This is a genomic window from Fibrobacter sp. UBA7003 (assembly GCA_002449765.1).
Lineage (GTDB): Bacteria > Fibrobacterota > Fibrobacteria > Fibrobacterales > Fibrobacteraceae > Fibrobacter.
Genome location: DJXN01000013.1, coordinates 180,150 through 196,716 on the forward strand (window position 1 = coordinate 180,150; position 16,567 = coordinate 196,716).

Annotated in this window: 13 protein-coding genes and 1 tRNA gene; 9 read left to right on the top strand and 5 right to left on the bottom strand. The window is 54.7% G+C overall.

Annotated elements, in window-relative coordinates; genetic code table 11:
• The first annotated feature begins 19 nt into the window (after positions 1-19).
• The 4 genes from B2952_RS10460 to B2952_RS10475 all read left to right on the top strand — a co-directional run bounded on the left by B2952_RS10460 (position 20) and on the right by B2952_RS10475 (position 6,447).
• Complete coding sequence (locus B2952_RS10460; RefSeq protein WP_290736449.1) at positions 20-5,329, top strand: hypothetical protein; 5,310 nt, start codon at positions 20-22, stop codon at positions 5,327-5,329.
• A complete protein-coding gene (locus B2952_RS10465; RefSeq protein WP_173365022.1) occupies positions 5,329-5,772 on the top strand; it encodes a DUF6941 family protein in 444 nt (147 codons plus the stop codon). Before B2952_RS10460 ends, B2952_RS10465 begins: the two co-directional genes overlap by 1 nt.
• Positions 5,772-6,272 carry a hypothetical protein gene (locus B2952_RS10470; RefSeq protein ID WP_290736446.1) on the top strand — a complete coding sequence of 167 codons (501 nt, stop codon included), beginning with the start codon at positions 5,772-5,774 and terminating at the stop codon, positions 6,270-6,272. The genes B2952_RS10465 and B2952_RS10470 overlap by 1 nt, the downstream gene beginning before the upstream one ends.
• 101 nt (positions 6,273-6,373) lie before the next feature.
• Positions 6,374-6,447, top strand: a tRNA-Val gene (locus B2952_RS10475).
• A gap of 54 nt (positions 6,448-6,501) precedes the next feature.
• On the opposite strand, the gene B2952_RS10480 is transcribed toward B2952_RS10475, so the two are convergent.
• The 5 genes from B2952_RS10480 to B2952_RS10500 form a co-directional block, all read right to left on the bottom strand.
• Positions 6,502-6,816, bottom strand: coding sequence for an HU family DNA-binding protein (locus B2952_RS10480; RefSeq protein WP_173365020.1), 315 nt, complete (start codon positions 6,814-6,816; stop codon positions 6,502-6,504).
• A gap of 111 nt (positions 6,817-6,927) precedes the next feature.
• A complete protein-coding gene (locus tag B2952_RS10485; RefSeq protein WP_290736443.1) occupies positions 6,928-8,055 on the bottom strand; it encodes an AI-2E family transporter in 1,128 nt (375 codons plus the stop codon).
• A 13-nt stretch (positions 8,056-8,068) separates the two neighbouring features.
• Complete coding sequence (locus tag B2952_RS10490; protein WP_290736440.1) at positions 8,069-8,809, bottom strand: hypothetical protein; 741 nt, start codon at positions 8,807-8,809, stop codon at positions 8,069-8,071.
• On the bottom strand, positions 8,799-9,524 hold the full coding sequence (locus B2952_RS10495; protein WP_290736438.1) for a hypothetical protein: 726 nt from the start codon (positions 9,522-9,524) through the stop codon (positions 8,799-8,801). The genes B2952_RS10490 and B2952_RS10495 overlap by 11 nt, the downstream gene beginning before the upstream one ends.
• 1 nt (position 9,525) lies before the next feature.
• The gene (locus B2952_RS10500; protein WP_173365016.1) at positions 9,526-10,029 is read right to left on the bottom strand and encodes a hypothetical protein; all 504 of its coding nucleotides are present in this window, start codon (positions 10,027-10,029) and stop codon (positions 9,526-9,528) included.
• 33 nt (positions 10,030-10,062) lie between these two features.
• On the opposite strand from B2952_RS10500, the gene B2952_RS10505 reads away from it, so the two are divergent.
• The 5 genes from B2952_RS10505 to B2952_RS10525 all read left to right on the top strand — a co-directional run bounded on the left by B2952_RS10505 (position 10,063) and on the right by B2952_RS10525 (position 16,563).
• Positions 10,063-10,887 (top strand): tetratricopeptide repeat protein, encoded by an 825-nt coding sequence (locus B2952_RS10505; RefSeq protein ID WP_290736435.1) that lies wholly within the window; start codon positions 10,063-10,065, stop codon positions 10,885-10,887.
• A gap of 57 nt (positions 10,888-10,944) precedes the next feature.
• The gene (locus tag B2952_RS10510) at positions 10,945-12,684 is read left to right on the top strand and encodes a hypothetical protein (RefSeq protein ID WP_290736432.1); all 1,740 of its coding nucleotides are present in this window, start codon (positions 10,945-10,947) and stop codon (positions 12,682-12,684) included.
• Position 12,685: 1 nt separating this feature from the next.
• Positions 12,686-13,774, top strand: a complete 1,089-nt coding sequence (locus B2952_RS10515; RefSeq protein ID WP_290781609.1) for a hypothetical protein — start codon at positions 12,686-12,688, stop codon at positions 13,772-13,774.
• Between the two features lie 138 nt (positions 13,775-13,912).
• On the top strand, positions 13,913-14,896 hold the full coding sequence (locus tag B2952_RS10520) for an Rpn family recombination-promoting nuclease/putative transposase (RefSeq protein ID WP_290736427.1): 984 nt from the start codon (positions 13,913-13,915) through the stop codon (positions 14,894-14,896).
• A 266-nt stretch (positions 14,897-15,162) separates the two neighbouring features.
• On the top strand, positions 15,163-16,563 hold the full coding sequence (locus B2952_RS10525; protein ID WP_290736424.1) for a prepilin-type N-terminal cleavage/methylation domain-containing protein: 1,401 nt from the start codon (positions 15,163-15,165) through the stop codon (positions 16,561-16,563).
• Positions 16,564-16,567 lie beyond the last annotated feature (4 nt).

A 16,567-nucleotide genomic window follows, 5' to 3' on the forward strand; every position in this document is an offset into this window, starting at 1 on the left:
GTCTAATGAGGAATCCGATATGCGATTGAGAAATTCTTGCCTGATTCTAGCCTTGGCGGCATGCCTTGTGGCCCTATTCGCCTGTTCAAGGGAATCTTCCATTGTGGAAAACGTCCGGCTCAGGAACAACCATTCCATCGTATTCGCCTTTGATCACCCCTTCGAGAATGCCGAAGCTTTCGCGGATTCTATTACGACGATGACCCTCCCGGCCGATTCCGTCGCGGACACGATTACGGTGACGGTCGGCGATTCCGTCTACTTTATGGGATTCCTGCCTCTCTACGCCGACAAGATTTACAGGTTCGAATGGATCTTTGGCGACAGCGTCGTCACGAGCGAGAACACCGTGGCGCAAAGTTGGGCCTACGATAGCGCCGGCGTCTATTTCCCCATTTTCCGCGCGATTGACGGTAACAACGCCATAGATACGGCGGGTATCCACAGGAGGCCGCTCTATGTCCGTGTCATCGATACGCCTCCCATGCTCTACGTCCCGCGCGATACGGTGAAGGCGCGTCACAAGAAGGCCGCGAATTTCAATATCTGGGCGGCCGATTCCTTCGGCACCGTGGTCGAAGTCAAGGTCGATATCGATGGCCCGGGCAAGGATTCCGCCAAGGTCTGGGATACAAAGAAGGTCAAGGGGAGCGACAGCCTCGCCATCTCGATTCCCTACAAGAAGGATTACGTCGACTCGCTCGGGAACCAGACGGTCTATGTCATCGCGGTGGACGACGACGGCAACGAGACCCTCGATACGGTCTACCTGCATTTCAACCAGTTGCCCACGATTGAACTGTTGCAGCCGCTGGACGGCGGCCGCTTCAGCAGCAAGGAACGTTTCGCCTTCTACTACCGCGCCGAAGACCAGGACAACCCGGGCTCGCTCCGTTACTACATCCGCGTGGCGAAGAGCCCCGACGGACGCAACCCGCCCATCTTTACCGACCCCGAGGAATACCTTGTCGCACGCGATATCGCCGAGAAGAGCTTCGAGATTGTCGATACGACAGGCAAGAACCTGATTGGCCTCTCCGGCATCCTCTACTGGGATGTCTGGGTGACCGACGGCTACGATACGGTTGTCGCGAAGCATGTCGACGACGGCGGGAAGTCGAGACCGTGGAAGTTCTTCCTCGGGAACCTCGACAATACGAACGGAAACTTCAACGGCTATGCGAAATACCAGAGCTGGCACCATCATTCGGGAATCCGCATCGCCATGGAAGATACGCTCGGGAACTTCTTCTACGGTACCACGAAGGAGAGCGGCTACTACAGCATGAACGTCCCCCCGGGATCTTATGACGTCTACGCCATCGATACCACGAACTACAGGTTCGACCGCGCAAGCCTCAAGGACAGGATTGTCATCGCCGACGATACCACCGAACTCCCGACGCTTACGCTCAAGGATACGGCGGCGCCCGTCATCGTCTTCAATAAGAAACTGGATACTATCCGCGTGCGCGACTACCAGTTCGCGTTCAGGCTCTACGACTTCGGTTCGCAGGTCGATTCCGCGAAAGCCTGGCTTGACGGGGTGGAAACCGAGGCGTCTTACTTTACGGTGAACAGCTGGACGAAGAATGTCGAAAACCTTGCGGACGGGGAACATTCCCTCGCTCTCGTGGTCAAGGATAGCGCGGGGCTAGTCTCGGATACGACCAAGCTGAACTTTATGGTCCGCGCTTCGAATATAACGCTTACGGTGGATGACAAGGCGACTTCGATGATCAACCTCCTCCATTCGTTCACGTTCAAGGCGAAGGTCGAAAACGCCCTCCCGATGCCGGATAGCGTCACGTGGGAATCGAATGTCGAAAACGCGTCGGTATTCCGTACCGAGATTGACGACAGCGTGGCGACCTTGGTCCTTGACAAGACGATGCTGCCGGGTGACATCCGTATAGGGGCCTTCTACGAAATGGTGGCAAGGACGGATGACGGAGTCGTTACGAACAAGGTGCGCTTCGGCTTCTTCAATGACGGCCCTGTCGTCTATTTCGAATCCCCGACGAACGATACAAACGTTTCCGTGAACGATGTCATCTCCTATAAGCTTTTTGCGGATGGCAACAACAGCGATTCCGGAGACAAGTTCTTTACGCTCAGCTGGATTTGCGCCGGCGGCACTCCGTGCCCGACGGACGACCGTCTGGAAGGCGATATTTCGTGGTCGGCTCCCGGAACCAAGAAACTTATCGTGAAAATCGAGAATTCCGCACTCGTACAGCGAGCGGATACGCTGCTTGTGAACGTAATCCCCGATCCGCCTACAATCCAGGTGACGTCGGAATCCATGGACAATCGCCACAAGATCAATTCGTCTGTGGAACTCAGGGTGAACGCAAGCGACAGGTTCGGGACCATCGCGAAGATCGAATGGGGCTGCTCCAACGGAACCATAGTCGCCTTCGACTACGACACCACTTTTGCGACCCCGCAGCAGTCGCTCTCGAATCTTCCCATTTCCGTCCAGATGCCGGGAATCGCGTCCGAAAACTACAAGTGCATTGTCAGGGCGACCGACGACGACGGCGAAACGGCCAACGATACGGCATACTTCAGGGTGCTGCTGGATCTCCCGTACGTCTCGCTCAACATCACGAACCAGACGCTCACCATCAAGGACCAGGTGCAGCTTGGATTCGTTGCGATGGATACCCTCGGTGAAATTGTGGGCTACGAATTGGCCTGCGACAGTGTCCGCGCGAACCTGAAAAACGGCTGGACGAGTTTTGCAAAGAATACGACCCCGACCGTCACGATGCCGCCCGAGGCGTGCAACTGGTACTGCGCCATCCGCGTCACCGACGACGACAATAACCAGGCGAGCGATACGGCGGTATTCAATGTGCTGCAGGACCCGCCGACAGTCCAGGTGCTGGGCAATTACACCGTCACCATCAAGGATACTCTCGGGCTCGACGCCATGGCGAGCGACCTTTATGGGCGAATCGTGCTCTACGAATGGGGATGCGGTTCTGCCGATGCGCAGAATATCGGGTTCACCTACTCCAGCGCGACTTCCCCGCAGTATTCGGCCTCCATGCCTGCTACGGCCCAGAACGGCTACAAGTGCATTATCCGCGTTACCGACGACGACGGCAATACCTCGCGCGATACGACCCTGATCGATATCATCCTTGCGCCTCCGACCGTTGTTGTCGCAAACGAGTCGGCTGTCGTCCGCGAGGGCTACAACATCGTGCTGGGCGCCACGGCCTACGACTATCCCGACTTCCCGGGCTTCATCGAGAAGCGGGAATGGAGCTGCGGGACGCCTTCCGAAATCGCGAATAACTGGAAGACTGTTTCTCAGTACGATACGGTCTGGAAGGCACCCGCCGCGACGGCGACCTTCTACTGTGTTGCGCGCGCCACGGACAACGATGGAAACATGGCGATGGATACGATGAGGATCCAGTATTCTACCGAGCTTCCCGTCATTTCCGTGAAGGACGAGGAAATCTACGTGACGGCGGGCGACCTCTTTGAACTCAATGCCACGGTCAACAACGTTTGGCAGGGCATCAGCTGGTTCACCTGGGAATGCTTCGACCAGAAAAAGGATACTTCGCTCGAAGCGAACGTCACGCGGTATGATTACTACAAGAACGGGTCCAGTTTCTATGATTTCCGGCCCGGCGAATACACGGTGGACGGCAGGGACCTGTACTGCGTCGTCAGCGCCGAGGAATCGAGTACCAAGGCGGTGTTTAGCGATACGACCTTTGTCCGTATCATCAAGCAGTCGCCCGTGGGCGTGATTACCGCGGCCGATACGGTGTATCTCTGGAGCGGCGACGAATCCTTCGATAGCGGTGAATCCTACTACTTCTACGATACTTCGTGGGGCGGCAAGAAATCGACACTCGGTACGATCGGCGACGAGAACCATCAGGACTTCTGGTGGAGCTTCAGCAATGTCGATGGCAACTACTACCAGGGCAACCATGACGGTTCTCTCGATACCAATATCGCCGAATTCAACTCCGCGTTCATCCGCAGTTCCAGGGAAAATTCGCTCACCATCTGCCTCGACTACCGCGATAGCACGTCGGCGCATCCGAACCAGGCGTTCTTCTCCAGACACCGTGCCGAAGAAGTCTGCCGCAAGGTCTACTTCCGCAAGGCATGGCGGAATCTCGCCACGAGCGATACGGTTCTCGAGACGAGCAAGATGACGACTCCGCCGGTTATTGCCGTGGCGGGCGCAAAACCTGTCGTGGCCTACCTCTCCGGCGCGAAGGCGGTCACGACGAAGTATCTCGACGGAAGCACCTGGAAATCCATCAGTACGGCCGGAATTTCAGTTGCAGATTCCATCGTTTCCCTCAAGCTCAAGTCTGGCGGGAGCGACCTCTATCTCGCGGTCCTCACAAGCGCGGGTAACCTCTCCGTCTACAGGTCTGCGAACGGAACTTCGACCTGGGCCTCCGTGGGCGATGCCATCGAAGAGGCCTCCATCATGGCGCTCGATTGCCATCCCACTTCCGGGTACCCGCTCGTAAGCTACCTCAAGACAACTACGAATGCAACGATGTACAGCCGCTGGGACGGCTCTGCATGGGTCACGGCCGACGTAAGCGTCCCCACATACCGGACGTTCACGACTTCGAATTGCCGCACGGAACACCGCAGGACCGTCTGCGATACCACATACACGAACCATCCGCTGAAGATGCGCGAACAGCAGGTCGCCTATATGCAGAACGGCATGCTCGCGTTCGTCTTTGTCGATACGACGTCGGCTTACCAGGCCTACTACACCTTGTACGGCAGTGATTACGCCTTGAAGAAGAATTCCGAGAAGATCGAACAGAACATGAACGGAATCAACCTCGTGGCCGATGGGAACACGCTCTATCTGGGATTCCTGAACCGCAATACCGAATCGTACGGACCTTACGTGTACAAGGGAAGCGCAAACACATCCTCCATCACATGGAACAAGTCGGGAGTGTTCGGACAATCCATCCACGAAGGCATCTTGGCATACCATATCAAGCTTGCCGCCTTCGACAATAAGCTTTACGCGATTATCGACGACAAGGGCAAACCCTCGCTCGCGCAGAGCCACGTGTTCTACCTCGACGGAAGCACGTGGAAGCTCATGGGCGAAAACGAGTTGCCCTACTTCAAGACTGTATTCTACAACAGCAAGCACTACTATCTCCGCGGCTCGGTTCCCGATATCGCAGTTGCAAGCGACGGAAAGGTCTTCATTTCCATGCTGGCCTGGGAAAATGCGGGCGGTAGAGGTGTCAACTTCGGCCCCATCGTCATGAAGTATGTGGCCGATTCATGGACGGTTCATTGATGAATATCGAAATAGCAGCAATCTGCGATGCCGCCACCGCGAACGGAATCGGCGGCAGGCTCAATATCCTCGGGGCGTTCGACAGGGCGTTCCCTCCGCAGTTCCCCTTTGTCATTCCGCAGTGTGCGGCGGCTTTCCGCATCCGCTACCAGCGTTCCGAGGCGGGAATCCACAACCTGAAGCTTTCCATCGAGGACGTGTGCGGGCACCCGATAGTGCCCGTCATGGAATCGAAGATTCCATTCGAGCCCGTCGCCGACGGTCTCGACACGGCCGCGATAAACCTTGTCCTCAACATGCAGCGCCTTCAGATTGCGCGCCCCGACAAGTATATCGTGCGCCTCCTTATCGATGACGAAGAAATTTCCTATCTCCCGCTCTACATTCTCGAAGACCCGAGGGCGCGCAGGGCGGCAGAATCCGGCGGCGAAATCAAGAACTGATGCGGCGTATCCTTTCCATCTTCCCGGCTCTTGCGCTAGGGCTTTATGCCTGTAGCGGTATCAACGACAGCTGGGAAGTCAAGGGCGGCGGCTACATTAAGTACAAAATAAATGGCGAGAAAAGCAGGACTGTCGAGCTTGCTCCCGATGACGTGGAAATCCCCTTCATCCATAATAGCCATCACTATCTGTTTCTAAGGACGCAGATCGAAGAGAGCGCTGACGGTGACCAGTTTTCCATCATGGTCAATTCGCCGGTCCTCGGGGATAACCACCCCGTACAGGGGCAGTATTCCTGGTTCGTTGCCGAAAATTCCGAAAAGGGAAGCATCGACGCGGGGCGCAGCACGCTTCACTTTGACCAGAAGGACGATTCCACCTGGACCGCCAACCTCGACCTCTATGCGGTAGATTGCCGCGGCGGCCATTGCGAGGATTCGCTCCCTGCATTGCACATTACGGGGCGGTTGCGTTACTGGATTCCCAAGGAAGATCGCTGACTCCTCGAAAAAACACGAATTTCGGCAATATGTCGCGAGAATTGTGCGCCTTTATCCCTTGACAAACTCAATGCAAGTTTCTACTATTGGGCTACCTTAATGGTCGATTAGCTCAGTTGGTTAGAGCGCTACCTTGACATGGTAGAGGTCACAGATTCGAGTTCTGTATCGACCACTAAATAAAAAAAGACCCCGCTGATGCGGGGTCTTTTTCGTACACAAAGAAGAATTACTTCTTGCCCTTCTTGGCAGCAGCCTTCTTGGCAGCGACAGAAGCCTTGAGGGCGGCGCCGGCCTTGAAGCCAACAGTCTTGGAAGCCTTGATCTTGATCTTTTCACCGGTGAGCGGGTTGCGGCCGTCACGGGCAGCGCGTTCCTTCACAGCGAAGGTGCCGAAGCCGATGAGCTGGACGTTGCCGTCCTTCTTGACACCAGCGGCGATACCGTCGAGAACGGCGTCAACAGCGCGGGCAGCAGCAGCCTTGGATTCAATGCCAGCTTCCTTGTTGGCGAGGATGGCGTCGATGAGTTCTTGTTTGTTCATTTTATAACTCCTTGAGTTGTTGAGATTAATTGTATGGTGATATTATACCTTTTTTTTTCACATGTGGAAAACTTTTTTTGAAAAAAGTGTCTTTTTCTGAGCCCTTTAAAATCAAGCCTCGGGCGGTGGTTCGACCTCGCTCGCGTTGGCCGTTTCCGATATCTCGTGGAACTTTTTCAGGTACACGAGGCAGATGCATGTGAAGGGTATCGCGACAAGTAAGCCTAAGAAGCCCAACAACTTACCCCATATGGAAAGGGAGAGGAGGATGCCCACGGGAGGCAAGTCCATCGACTTCCCGACGATGTGCGGCACGAGGAAGAAGTCTTCGATAACCTGGATGACGAGGTAGATGGATGCGATGATGATGGCCACTTCCCAGAAGGGAAGCCCCGTGTTGAGGGCGTGGACGACCGCCAGTAGCAGTGCGAGCGGGATGGTGGTGAGCTGCATGTAGGGAATCATGTTGAGCGCTCCGGAGAAAAGCCCGAAGGCGACTCCCATGGGCAGTCCCATGATGCCGAACGCGATGGCGTAGAGAATCCCGACCAGCAGTGCCACTAGGGCCTGGGCGCGGAAATAGTTGCCCATGAATTTGTCTGTTTCACTTGCGAACAAACTAGCCTGCTTGCGGAAACGTTTCGGGAATGTCAGCAAAAGGCCGTTGCGCAGCTTGTGCATGTCGAGCATGATGAACACGAGATACATGAAAATGATGGCGGCGCTCGAGAACCACACGATCACGGAACCCGTATAGGAAAGCACGCCCCATGCGCCGGGCAGGACCTTCGATGCGATGCTCTGGACTTCGCTCCAGAAATCCATGTGTTGCATGGCCGCTGCTAGTTTGTCCCAAGAAATCATGGAACGCACGGTCTCCCACAAGTTGGCGGGGAGTACGTCGTTCAGGCGTGAAGACCATTCGGAGTCCGTAAACATCCTTGCAATCAATGTCCCGAGCGTCTGGACTTCGCGCACGATTTGCGGAATGAAAACCCTCCCGACTCCGAAAAGAATCAGGGCGAAGGCGAGCAGCACGATGATGACCGCAATGACGCGCTTCTTGACCAGTTTCTGTAGTTTGTTTACAATCGGGTCGACGATGTAGGCGATGAGGAAAGCGGCAATGAACGGAAAGAGCACTCCGCGCAAGTAATAGACAAGGCCCAATGCGACGATTACACCGAGACTGCAGAGCACGAACCGCATGACGCGATCCAGATTCCAATACCTAGTCATGTTTTCTCCTGTGTTACGACTGTTTTCCCTTGGCTTTCTTAATATATATAATAAAGGCAACAAGGAGTAGGGCGAGGAGTGCTGCGCCTGCAAGCATTCCCTTTTCGAAATCGCGGTTCACGCCCCGGAGTCGAATCCTGGAGACGCTGATTTCGTCTGGAATCCCGCGCATCACTCCGCTGCCGCAGACGACTTCGAGGTAGGCGCTCCTGTGCAGGTGCGAAAGTCCGTCGTCTTCTTCGAGGCCCATCGCCGAAAGCCACCAGGGAGCGGTGCGGAATGCGGAAGTCGGGACCTTGACGGATGCCGGCGCGCGTCCGGCCTGCACGTCCTGTGTCAGGACGCGCAGGGATTCGCGGCCAGACCGCGAATAGACCGGATCCTCGGTCAGGACGCGCAGCGAAACCGAACGCATCCTCCGTGTCGAAAATGTCACTTCGAGGGAATCGAATTTCGAAAGGTCGAACAGTCCCGTGGGCCTGTTGTCAATGGATTTCAGGTTGAACTCCAGACCCACTGCCGGGAATGCGACGCCCGAACGCACGTTCACCTCGACGTCGAGTTGCGAATCCGACACTGAAAGCGTGGCCGTCGAGGAACCTCCCTGCGCCCTGTCCGTAAGTTCGTAGAATTCGAAGTGGCTCTGCGGGAATACCGTCAGTTCGGAATCCCTGCAATGCAGGAAAGCGAAAGTCCATGCCGCGAATGCCACGGCGAACACAGCAAAGACGATTGCCTTCGTCCTAGTTCTCATCTGCCTTGGACCCGTGGCGCCGTCCGACGGCGATGATGACGATGACGAGGAAGGCGAACAGTACGATGCCGAAGTAGAAATTGCTCACCCCGCTTGCGGAAATGCCGTAGAGGACAACCGAGAATTCCGCGCCGCGAGCCTGTTCCCAGCCGGGCGCGATTTCCACGCGGGCGACGGATTCCTGGTGCCGTTTGTTGAATTTCGGGTCGACGCCCGCATTGCCGTACCAGAAATCCGGAGTGTAGAGTTCTTCCATCGGGAGGGCAATCTTCTGGCGGCCCGCCCTTACGGGAACTTCCTTCAGCAGGAGCTTGAAGGTCTCTGACTTGCCGATATCCGTCACGTCGGGATCGAACGTCCACATCTTCAGCAGCAGTTGCGTCGTTCCCGTCGCTTCCAGGTCGAGGAATATGGTGTCGACGAAAGTCCAGTTGCGGTAGTCCTTGTTGCCTTCTGGATCGAAGTTCCAGAGCAGGCCGCACCAGGCGGGGGCAGCCGTATCCGCCCCGAGAGTGCAGGTGAACTTTGCGGTAGAATCCTTGATGGAAAGCGCAGCTTCGGAGGATCCGCCGTCGGACTTGTCGTCGTATTTGTCGAAAGCGGTACCTTCGGGTGCCGGGAAGACGACTTCGGAAAAGTTCCTGTCTGGAAGGAGGAAGTAGATGGCGAGAATTGCGATTGCCACAACCGCCAGGACGGCGTATGTCTTTTTCATTTTATTCGAAAATTTTCTTCAGGTGGAGGTTGTACGGTATTTCGTCCAAGGGGTCGACCTCGGGCATTTTCTCTCCAAACCACTTGTTTATGAGCGCGTCGAGCGCGCGGATAAAGAAGAAATGATGCTTCCCGTTTCCGCCGGGTTTCTGGAAGGGAGCATCGAGCGTGCGCTTCAGGATGGTAAGCATCTGCGAAGGCGGCAGGTGGAACATCTTGCAGCAGGTCGTCACCTTGCCGGGAATCCCGTAGTCGGGGATGTTCCCGTCCACGAGCGGTTCGCCGTGGTCGATGCAGCAGGCACCCGTCATGTCGGGGTCGGGCACGTTCTTCGCCTTGAGCGCGTTGTACCACATTTCGCGAGAACGGTCGGGCATGTCCCCGCGCAGGGCCATCGTCTGGTCGCACGGAAAAAATGTCGAAAAGCATTTGGGGCAGATGCGAAGGTCGAGATGGCCGATTTTCGACTGCACCACTTCGGATTTGCAAAAAGGACATGAACTCATATAGCGCAATATAACAATTTGTATATTTGCGATATGGCTAAAGTTGTACAGATTACCGCTGAAAATTTTGAAACCGAGGTCATGCAGGCCTCCGAGACCCGCGCCGTCGCGGTGCTTTTCTCCTCTGCCGAATACCCCGACTGCGCCCCCTACTCCCAGCTGATGGGGCAGCTCTCGACCAGCATGGACTTCACCCTCGGGGTGGTCAGTTGCGATGACCGCGAGAACATGCAGCTCATCCAGATGTTCCGTGTGCGCTCGGTGCCCGAAGTCCACGTGGTCGACAAGGGCCAGATTGCGGACGTCATTGCGGGGGTTCTCCCCGAAGCCGACCTCAAGAAACGACTCGAGAAGTTCTTCGTCTCGGACGAGGCCCGGTTCCAGACGGCGCTCGAAGACGCGATTGCCCAGAAGAATTTTGACCAGGCGCTCCCGATGCTCGAGGAAGCCCTTTCGAAGACTCCCGACGACAAGAAACTGCAGCTGCTGTGGGCGAAGGCGAGCCTCGGCATGGGCGATACCGAGAAGGCGAAGGAAGTGCTCCAGAAGTTTAACGAGGCCGACGACCAGTACCGCGAGGCGAAATCCCTGCTGGAACTCCTCGACTTCCACGCCGAAGCCGCGAAGAAGGATGTCCAGGGCAAGGAAGCTGTTGTGTATCACGAGGCCTGCAAGCTTGCCTGCGCCGAAGATTTCGAAAGCGCGCTCCAGGCGTTCCTTAACTTGTTTGTAGAATCGCCCGAATGGAACGACGGTGCCGCAAAGAAGGCGATGCTTACCTTGTTCGGAGTTCTCGGCCCCAAGCACGAACTCACGTGGAAATACCGCGCCAAGCTCAATACGATGATGTTTATCTAGCGATCGTCGGTTGCGGCCCTTGATTTTTTTTGTATTTTGGGATTGGGAGAAGAAAAGATGAAAGGGTTCAGGTTTGCATTGTTTTCGGCTGCCGTGCTTTGCCTCACGGCATTTGCGGCAGCGTTCTCGGGCATGTCTTGCCCGGGCGGTACGTTCCGTGGGTGTGAGGAACGGCAAGATTCCATTTCCGCGTCCCGCGTGCCCGATTCGCTCCGCGCCACCCTGCAGCAGAAGCTCGATAGCGATACCGGCCTCGTATTCTGGGGCGTGCAGAAATACAGCGACGCCTTAGCTGTCAAAAAATATAGGAATGGCTTTATTGACGCCTGGTTCCACGATACAATTTCGACGGAATGGAAAAACGCCTTCCTCTCATGGTACAACGAACAGAGAGATGCGGCGCTCCATAAGCTGGAATCCGCTCCCGAAGACCTGAAACAGGCCTACATCAATGCGAGCGGCAACACAATCTATGTCTTGGTCCAGTCGACCTATGTCGTCAAGAAAGTCTACGACCGCAAGACCCGAACCTGGATAGATCCACGCGAGGGGGCGGAGACGGTTGTCCGGTACAGCCTTGTCCACCAGGGTCCCGTTGTCGAGACGGACCCTCCAGGGCTATTTGCCGAAATTTCTCTGGAAAATGTCCATCCGAAGTTAGAAAGGATTTTTTTCGAAGACGGACATTCGAGAATTATTGACGAAAACCAGTTCAGGTCGATAGATTCCATTGCAAAGCTGCCGGGTTATTACTTGCCGAACCGGTTCTTGCTCGAAATGACCAAGGATATGTCCCCGGTTTACAAGCGGAAGATTCTCGATGCGCTAGGCGCGGGCGACCGCGATGCTGTCCGGGAAAACATGGAAAAGCTGGACGAATTCCTGAAATACGCCGACGGCAAGTTCTTCTATTCGTGGCCCAGCCCGTTGACCTGCAGCACCAAACAACTGATGGGCGGCTACCTGCACACCTTCGAAGACGGGCTCGACTGCAAGGAAAATGGCAGCATGGACGAATCAGAACGGATTATCTTCGTGCTGCTGCAGGACTCCCTCAAGGCGATGAAAAACTCGGGCGAACTGGAAAAGGAACTGGCGAAGCATAGCGCAAGCGACCGTGCGTTCTGGCGCGTACTCGTCGCGACGCTCGAGACAAGGGACAGGGAAAAACGGAACGAAATCGTGCTGGCAAACGTCGACAGCATCAAGAAAATCGAGCAGCGCGACTTTGTTGTCAACAGTTTCTACAAGGGCATGGGCGTCGGCTGGAACATACAGATGGGCATGGGCCTCGGGTTCACCTTCGGACTCGGTGATACGCGCGACTTTTTCCCGAGCGAAGGCTCGTTTGACATCACCCTCGAATTTTTCCCGGGCGCCTTTGGCGGCGGCTACAACGGCCGGTTCCTTTCTTCAAAAAATTTCGACGAAAACAAGTTCCAGAGCGTATTCCTGCTGGATCTTTATATGGGCTACCGCACGTTCTCCACGCCGTATGTGGAAAATCGCATCTATGCGGGCCCGACGCTCCTGTTCAGCGACCTCATGGAAAAGGGTGACCAGGAACCCCTTGAATCCCATTTCGGGGTCGGTTTCCATTTCGGGACGGCGTTCGACTTCTACTTCACGAAATACCAGGAGAAGGGCCAGCTGCGCCTTGGACTCCGGCTGTTCGCGAGTATCAGCAACTATTACACCGATGTCGTGAAAGGGAGCGATGGCGGGACGCTTACGCTCACGCTCACGCCCCTGTTGCAGTATTACGAATTAAGGGAGAAGAAATATGGGGAAAGGTAGAATGATGTTCAGGCATGTTCTTGTGACGGTCGGTGTGCTTGTCGTCTGTGCGACGGCCCAGAGCGAATGGGGCTGGGGAAGCGGACTTTCTACGCCCAAGGCCGACGAAAAGGAGGCCCGGGAGCAGGTGGAAATACCCTACTTCGACCAGGAAATCGGCACGCGGCTTCTTGCCGGGCAGTTTTCCCTTATCGCGAACGTCGACTACGTGCGCAATAGCCTGGTGCGTTCCCTGAATGTCTACAACACGCCGTTTGGCCGCCTTGCGTATTTCGGCTATGCCAACCAGGATTTTTACGACAGCGTCTATGTCTACCTCGATAGCGAAGCCTGGGAAGCTGACCTGAAAAAACTATCGCCCGGCGATGCCGCCTTTGTCCGCACTATCGTCTATTACTGCTTTACCGGAATACAGACCCCGCGCTACGTGCAGATTCAGCTGGGCAAAATTGAGAATGAACAACAGCGTGAATTCCTGGAAGAGTTTTTCCGCGCCAAGAGCGAGCATGAGGTCTTGCACGCAAACCACTGGGAGATGTTCATCGGGATTGCCGGTAATTTCTTTAGCAATGGCGCCAACGACAAGCTCCGCCCCGGTCCCGCGTTCGATCTCGGATTCGGGTATTGCGCATTCGGGAAATACTGCGCCGAATTCCGCATCGGGAGCATCGTCGTCGTGAACCCCTACAAGGAAGATATCGTGCAGTCGGGGGTCACCTACTACAAGGAGGAAATTTCCTACACCGCCGTCGAGGCGCTGTTCCGTGCGAAAGTCATCTATTCGTATTCCTACGACCTTTCCGTGTTCGGCGGCCTCAGGCTCCATGCCATCGAGTTCGACACCGAGGAAGGAAAATACTACAAGGAGCAGGGACTCAAGGATATGAAAAACGGGTATTCGTATGGGTTCACTACGGGAATATCGGGGGCCAAGTATTTCGGCAGGGACGGGGGGGCGATACCGAACGTGTTTGGGCTTGGCGCCCGCATCGGGGTGGCAAACTTCGGCGACAATATCTTCGACATTGACGGCTACAACTGGTACGGCGGAATCGACCTCATCGTGCGATTCGGGACGCACTGGAGATAGACGGTCGAATTTTGTAAACAAAATTTTCTTGTCTTTTTCGGAACATTTTCCGGTTTCAATCGTTCTTGTATATAGATAGGGGATAATCTCCTGTTCGCGATACGGGCGCGTACCCGTGTAAAACGGAAAAAGTTTTTTATGCGAACAAGACAGAATGAAACAAGAAAGATCGCTAGACGCAAGCATGATCCGTTCTTCCGCTATGTCTATGCGGTTCCGGGAAATGCTCGAACCCTCCTGCAGCTCGCGCAACACGGAAATCCTGATTTATGCAACATGCTATCTGCCGTGGATTTGTCGAGCATGGAACTTATACCCGGCAGCTTCAGCAATGTTCGTGAGTGGGGTGAGGCGGACCTTGCTTTCAAGGCGCGGACCAAGGGCGGTCCGGAAGTCTTTGTGGGAATATTGCTTGAACATAAATCCTATCGCAAAGGCGACGTACTCTCGCAAATCTATCGATATGTATTCGAGGTTATGGTAAACAAGGGGGCGACAGACTTTAGCTGGCTTCCTACCAAGGTCATTATAATATACAACGGTCAGGGCGCTTGGGACCCGGTTGCAGATTTTCGGGCAAAGTATGGAAACCAACTAGGAGGAAAGGAACTGCCGTTTGATTGCGTGCTCGTGAATCTGGCCAATATTCCCGACAGCCATTGTTTTGCAGAAAAGAATGTTGAGGCCGCCATTGGGACAATTGTGATGAAATACGCTTTTGACGGGGAAAAACTAAAAAAATTAGGTGACAAGCTGGTCCCGCTACTCTATAAGATGGAAGTAGGGGCGAGGGCTACCCTTGCTGAAAAAATAGAGTTATATTTAGGAGAGTTCCTTGATGAAGACATTGTGCAGGAGTTGAAAATGCGAATGAGTATCGGACAAGCCCTGGGAATAGTGACTGCTGGAGATCGTCGTCGAGCTGCAGAACGTGCAGGGCGTCGAGCAGGCATGAAAAAGGGGATGGAGAAAGGAATGGAGAAAGGGATGGAGAAAGGGATGGAGAAAGGAATGGAGAAGGAACGATCTAGAAATGAAGCCGTTAATGCCAAAAGGGTAGAGTTCCTTCGCTCCCATAAAGTGCCGGAGGCGCTGATTTCGGCCATGCTCGCCATCAAGTGAAGAACGGCTTTAACGCTTGTAAAATGCTGGCTGTTTTTCATAAAATGTAAAATTATTGTTGCGAATCGGGACTTTTGAGGATCCCAAATATGCTTAAAATGCCTCAAAAAGGCAAAATGTGCGCAAAAACGCAGAAAAACGCCTGTTTTTAAATATTTTGAAACATTTCGCAGAAAAAAAGCTATTTTAAACTAGACGGGACCCGGGTGGGCCCCGCTTCGTGGTGTATGCCACGGTGTTTTGCGTATGGACGGAATGTGATCGGTATGGGAAAATTTGTTGTAGACAAGCGCTCGGCATGCGATACCCGCAAGCGGGGTTTCACCCTCATGGAACTCATGGTGTATATCGCCATCGTGGGTATCGTGGTTATTGTTGCCGGTCAAGCATTTAGCAACTCGACCAAGATGCGCATCCGCACGCAGAGCATGCTCAAGGCATCCGAGGTGGCCGAGAACGTGGCAACCCTGTTCAAGACCGACGTGGCGCAGATGGGGGCCAAGAGTTCCCTCGAAAGCAACGCCACCGATGGGAGCGACGATACTTTTAGTGGCGTGTACGACTCTGTCTACATGTACCCGAAGGTCGATGGCGACCCCGACGACAAGGTGGAAGACCTGTCTTCGTTCGAGTTCGTCCCGACAAGTCCGGCGCCAAACACGAATCTGGAACAGTTCAAGATGCGCCGCTTGCGCTATGACTCCGATGGCAAGTACGAAGCCGTGGAAGAGGTTTCGTGGATTCTGGAGGGGAAAGTGCTCAAGCGGCGTTGCCTGGTTATTGACGGCAGTGCCGGCGACGACTGTGCGCCGAAAGGTTCATCCGGTACGGATCTCGACAATTTCACGGTCGAAATGGCTACAGATGTAGATTCCTTCAAGGTTTTGCCGGCGATTCCCTGGCATAAAGCAGACGACGTAACGGAAGGAGAAGACGAATACCTCGTGTTCCCGGACGAATCGGGAGAATTCAAGTTTGTCTATCGCTACGATGCCGCGAAGCATATCCAGCCTCTTTTCGTGGGGGCGGGCGGCAAGAATGTCATCTTGAAAAAATTCGCCTCGAATTACAAGGACGACGACGACCCGGCTGCATCTACGGAAAAGGACCTGAACGAGGTATACGCGTTCAAGAACACTTCACCCGATGCAAGCTGGAAAAACCTTTGCGGGGACAGCCCTATCCACCTAGGCGCAGATACTACATACGAACTGAGCTTCAACGTATATCCGGAACCCGGGGCCGAAAATGCCATCAAGTCGTTCGTCGTAAACAGGGACCACATGGCGGTCGGGTTTAGGAATGTCGAGGGCGAGCCGATTGCGGGCCTTGACGATTTCGCTTTTTACCCGCCTTTGGAAGACGACGCGAAAGACATCGAGCGGAAGGTTCGTTTTTCGCTCAAGTCCCCGATCAGCGCCTGTATTGCGTTCACGTTCTCCTTTTATAGCCCTGTCGCAGCGTCTGCACCTATCGTGTTTTCGAACCTGAAGTTACGCGTAGCCGAAAGTTCCGTTTATAAGTTCGACCCAAATACGACTTCCGTATCGACCAAGTACAAAAAGAATGTCAAGGCTTTCCAGTTGCGGCTTCAGGTGAAGCGGAACGGAGAATCGGGCGAAGCGATTCTCGTGATTCCCACCCCGAGCAACGGTCCTACCGACTAGGAGG